The organism is Methylocaldum sp. (assembly GCF_039794385.1).
In the GTDB taxonomy this organism is placed as follows: Bacteria; Pseudomonadota; Gammaproteobacteria; order Methylococcales; family Methylococcaceae; genus Methylocaldum.
In genome coordinates this window covers 1-5,135 of the sequence record NZ_JBDIVO010000319.1, presented here as the reverse complement: position 1 = coordinate 5,135, position 5,135 = coordinate 1, and the positions used below count along the sequence as shown (strand labels likewise).

The following is a 5,135-nucleotide window of genomic DNA, read 5'->3' as shown; positions in this document are numbered from 1 at the left end:
GTCGTCGGCGCCGGGCACGCCCATGATATAGGTACAGCCGGCCACCGCCAGCAGCGTGATCAGATTGTCCATGTCGTTCTGGTCGGCTTCGGCGTGATTGGTGTAACACACGTCGCAGCCCATGGGCAGGCCCAGCAGTTTTCCGCAGAAATGATCCTCGAGCCCCGCGCGGATGATCTGTTTTCCGTCGTACAGATATTCCGGCCCGATGAAGCCCACCACGGTGTTTACCAACAGCGGCGAAAACGCGCGGGCGACTGCATAGGCCCGCGCCTCGCAGGTCTGCGCATCGATGCCGTGGTGGGCGTCCGCAGACAGGGCGCTGCCTTGGCCCGTCTCGAAATACATCAGATTGTCGCCCAGCGTGCCGCGTTTCAGCGACAGCGCCATTTCGCGCGCCTCGCGCAGGAGGGAAAGATCGATACCGAAGCTCCGGTTCGCGGCTTCGGTCCCGGCGATGGACTGGAACACCAGGTCCACCGGCGAACCGCGCCGCATCAAGTCCATGGTCGTCGTGACATGGGCGAGCACGCAGGACTGGGTGGGGATGTCGTGCTCGACGATGATCTCGTCCAGCAGGCGGAGCAGGGTGTCGACGTTCTTCGGACTGTCCGTCGCGGGATTGATGCCGATAACGGCATCTCCGTTGCCGTAGAGCAGCCCATCCAAAATGCTGGCTGCGATGCCGCGCGGGTCGTCGATCGGATGGTTCGGCTGCAATCGCGTGGAAAGCCGTCCCGAGAGGCCGATGGTGTTCCGGAACCGCGTGGTGACCAGGCAGCGCTTGGCGGCGGCGATCAAATCCTGGTTGCGCATGATCTTAGATACCGCCGCAGCCATTTCCGGCATCAGGCCCGCGCGAATCCTCGCGATGGCTTCGTCGGCGGTGGTGTCGGAAAGAAGCCATTCGCGAAACTCGCCGACCGTCAGTGCCGAGATGGGCGCGAATGCGGCATTGTCGTGCGTCTCGAAGATCAACCGGCTGACCTCGTCCTCTTCAGGCGGAATCAGCGGTTCTTCGAGGAAGCGGCACAAGGGAATCTCGGCCAATAGCCGTTGCGCGACGGCACGCTCCTCCTCCGACTCAGCCGCAATTCCGGCCAGTTCGTCCGCCGAGCGTAGGGGCGACGCCTTCGCCAGCAAAGTCTTCAGATCGGCGAAGGCATAGCCGCGTCCTTGGATGCTTGCGGTGTATTTCATGGCGGTTCCAATTTCCTTCTCGTTTCCATCCTAATCCTTAATGCTGTTAAGACACCTTTGTCGGCAAGGGATTGCCGACCTGCCAAGCTTGCACACACCACGCCGGAGTAGGTCGGGAATCCCTTCCCGACGCCTTCTGCCGCCTCACGTGGCAGACGATTTCGTCGGCACAGGATTGCCGACCTTCAACTGGCTTTCGATAGTTCCGCTGCCTTGCCTGGTGGGTTACGGCGCGCGGAAACATCTTGGGAACTTTCCAGACTCGGTGCGATGCGCGCCTAACCCACCCTACAGCCGCGATAATGTCGTAGGGTGGGCAAAGGCCGATAGGCCGTGTCCACCGGAATTTGCTGGGCGTTGCCTCTACAGCGCCACGGTAACGGTCTTGACCTCGGTATAGTTCTCCAGGGCATAACTGCCGAGTTCGCGCCCGATGCCGGACATCTTGAACCCGCCGAAAGGAGCGGCCGTGTCGAAGATATCGTAGCAATTGATCCATACCGTTCCCGCCTTCAGTTCGGCCGCCAGGCGATGCGCCTTGCTGATGTCCTTGGTCCACACCGCCGCCGCCAGTCCATACATGGTGCGGTTGCCGTGTCCGATGACCTCGTCCACGTCCTTGAACGGAATCATCGACAGCACCGGCCCGAAGATTTCCTCGCGCGCGATTTTCATGTCCTCGCCGACATCGGCGAAAATCGTGGGCTCTATGAAAAAGCCCCGGCTGCCGACGCGATTGCCGCCGGTCAGAAGCTTGGCGCCTTGCTCCTTGCCGGAGCGGATATAGCCCATGACCTGATCGAACTGATCCTGGCTGACCTGCGGTCCCTGGGTAGTTTTCGGATCGAACGGGTCGCCCACGACCTGCCTGCGGGTCCGTTCGACCAGCTTTTGGGCGAAATCGTCGTAAATGTTCTTTTCCACGAAAAGGCGAGAGCCGGCGCAGCAGCACTGGCCCTGATTGAAGAAGAGTCCCTGGAATGCGCCTTCGAGCGCCGCGTCCAGATCGGAATCGGCGAAGACGATGTTCGGGCTTTTCCCGCCGAGTTCCAGCGTGACGCGCTTCAGATTGGAACGGCCGGCGGCCTGCATGATGAGCTTGCCCACTTCGGTCGAGCCGGTGAAAGCCACCTTGTCGATGTCCATGTGCTCGGCGACCGCGGCTCCGGCGGTTTCGCCGAATCCCGGCACGATATTGATGACGCCTTCCGGAATGCCGGCTTCGAGAGCCAGTTCGCCCACCCTGAGCGCGGTCAGCGGCGTCTGCTCGGCGGGCTTGAGCACGATGGTGCAGCCGGCCGCGAGAGCCGGGCCCCACTTCCAGGCCTGCATCAGCAGCGGAAAATTCCACGGAATGATTTGCCCCACCACGCCGACCGGTTCGTGACGGGTGTAGGTGAAGAACGGGCCGTTGATCGGAATGGTCTTGCCCTCGATCTTGTCCGCCCAGCCCGCGTAGTAGCGGTAACAATCGATGGTCAGCGGCAGGTCGGCCGATTTGCTTTCGGTGATCGGTTTGCCGTTGTTGAGCGTTTCCAGCGCCGCCAGTTCGTCGAAGTGCTTCTCGATCAGGTCCGCCAGGCGGTACAGGCAACGTCCCCGTTCGCGCGCGTTCATCTTCCGCCAGGGGCCTTCCTCGAACGCCTTGCGGGCGGCGCGAACGGCCTTGTCCACGTCCTCGCGGTCGCCTTCCGCGACGCGGGCTATGACCTCGCCGGTCGCGGGGTTGAGCGTTTCGAAGGTCCTGCCGCTGGCCGAATCGACCCACTTGCCGTCGATCAGCATTTTCGTTTGAGAGATCTTGATCTGGGACGGGTTGATCTGTTTTGGTTCCGCACTCATCTGCATTCCCTCGTCGGTTGAATTGAAACGGGTCCCGGTTCGACCCTGATTCTGACTACAGGTGTGCCGCTGCCTGCACCCATGGCTTTGACAGACGGCGCCGCTCCAAAAATCCGCGTTATCCGATTCCGGATGGCGCCCGCTTAGATTACACCCCTGGTCGAAAAAATCCTGCATCCGGCCTTTACAAGCGATTTTTTCGACGACCGAAAACCAGGGGCACCATCGATTTGTCGCTGCCATCTGCGGAGGGGGGAATAGGGGAGATAGGACCATAGGATGCGGTAAGGAACGGACCGCCCTTCGACTAGGCTCAGGACAGGCATCATTCGCGATTGATGCGGTTCCTGTCGTCACCGCATCCTACGGGCTCTCCCGTATTCTGCTGGACGTAGACGTTCCATTCGGCGTATTACGTTAAAGCTATTGCGCCGCGTGGCGGCCAAATCTATCCGGCGGAAGGGTCGCGACTAAAGCGACCGTTTGCGATTGGAATACGGGAGTACCCTATTCCGCCCTACGCGAGCTAATCCCCTTTTCGTGCTACCCATTGCGTATGCTCACGTGAAAACGCAGCCTCACTATTTACCACATACTCCGAAAGCTGCTGCTCGCTACGAACTGATGTGGATTCCCCCTTTATCAAGACAATTTCATGTGCCGCTAGAGCATATGCAGAATTTAGCTCGTTGTGTTTTTTTGCTTGCAACCACGTCAAAGCTGCTCCTGCTGCTGTTGCAACGACCTCCACTGGTAGAGAAAACGCTGGATCTTTAATCTTATATAGCAACATGCCAATCGCTGAAGCATGTAAAAATACAGACACCCAAAACCATTGCTGTGCCCGACGCTTATTAAAGCGCGACTTTGACCAGTACCAATTGGCTTGATTCTGTATTCTTTGGTCTAAATAGATTGCCAATCTTTCAAGCACAGGCAGCGCTCTAACCTCTTTCATTACCTGCGAAATAGGTTCATTTACTGCATCTGTTGATTGAAGCGAATGCGAGAGACTTTTATTTTGGTCAAGTATTGCTTTTAGATCGTTAATAAACTGCTTAGAAATAATCTCAATATTCTCACAGTCTTCATATGGATCGGCTCTCATCATCCATCGCCATGATCTTGTTTTTACCGACTCGGCGACAGCTCTTCCGTTATACCAAACATCATCAGGTCTTTTAACACGAAGGAATATCAGTATCCCCAGGGTGATCAGGAATAAACCTGCTGATAGAAGCGCTCCAATAATGTCACTTGGGCGGGCATAGGACGCAAACGCCGCACAAATTAATAGCAAGAGATACCATTTCAAGCCTCTAAAATAATTCTTCTGAGCGTCAAGAGATGCTTGATCGGCTGATTGATATAAGCCAGGAAGTTCACTTGATGTTATTTTAATTCCACTCACTGCGTATAAAGCTCCCAAATGCCGTTCACGACCGTCTCTTTATTCCAGCCAACAGTTTTTTGTGCAGCTTGACTTACAACACTTGAAGTCCTTTCGGCCCCCCATGGGTTTACAGCTAGGATCGGCTTCCCATAGGCTACTGAGCCATCAATCTCTTTTTGAATCCACTTACTGTAATTGGCATACATCCCAGTTGGAATAACAATTACATGGCTCCTCGAAATCTGATTGTACAAAGCCTGCCTCAGTTGAGTATCGTTTTTCATATTGTGGATTGGGTCATTCTTGGGTACCGAATAGTCTCGGAAATCTAGGGAAGCCTGCCCAACACTCCATTTGTTATTAAAGATCCAATCTGCCAATGTGTCATAGTGATTTGAATATGACCAAGCGTGACTGATAAATACGTGAATTTGTTTAGTGCTCATTTGTATCTCCGTTCCCAAATGTTGGTGTCTGCGTAATAAAAAAGCGACCTCAAAAACGAAATCGAATCCAAAATTCACCAATATCAAACGTTTTTCTTTGCGTCATTCCTGAAATCTAATCCGGCCCGAGTACGGCAGAATCGGGTGCTTCCTTATTCCAATCGCAAACGGTCGCTTTAGTCGCGACCCTTCCGCCGGATGGAAACAATCCATTCGGCATACCGCGCTACGAGCTATGCGCCCTCCGCGAATCG

Annotated in this window: 4 protein-coding genes; all 4 read right to left on the bottom strand. The window is 55.8% G+C overall.

Annotation, left to right across the window (positions count from 1 at the left end):
- Positions 1-1,200, bottom strand: a 1,200-nt coding sequence (locus ABJK70_RS19710; protein ID WP_347258847.1) for an ethanolamine ammonia-lyase subunit EutB, incomplete at its 3' end; no start/stop codon positions are given.
- A gap of 363 nt (positions 1,201-1,563) precedes the next feature.
- Positions 1,564-3,042, bottom strand: a complete 1,479-nt coding sequence (locus ABJK70_RS19705) for an aldehyde dehydrogenase family protein (RefSeq protein WP_347258846.1) — start codon at positions 3,040-3,042, stop codon at positions 1,564-1,566.
- Between the two features lie 526 nt (positions 3,043-3,568).
- On the bottom strand, positions 3,569-4,453 hold the full coding sequence (locus tag ABJK70_RS19700) for a DUF4231 domain-containing protein (RefSeq protein WP_347258845.1): 885 nt from the start codon (positions 4,451-4,453) through the stop codon (positions 3,569-3,571).
- Complete coding sequence (locus ABJK70_RS19695) at positions 4,450-4,881, bottom strand: TIR domain-containing protein (RefSeq protein ID WP_347258844.1); 432 nt, start codon at positions 4,879-4,881, stop codon at positions 4,450-4,452. The genes ABJK70_RS19700 and ABJK70_RS19695 overlap by 4 nt, the downstream gene beginning before the upstream one ends.
- Positions 4,882-5,135 lie beyond the last annotated feature (254 nt).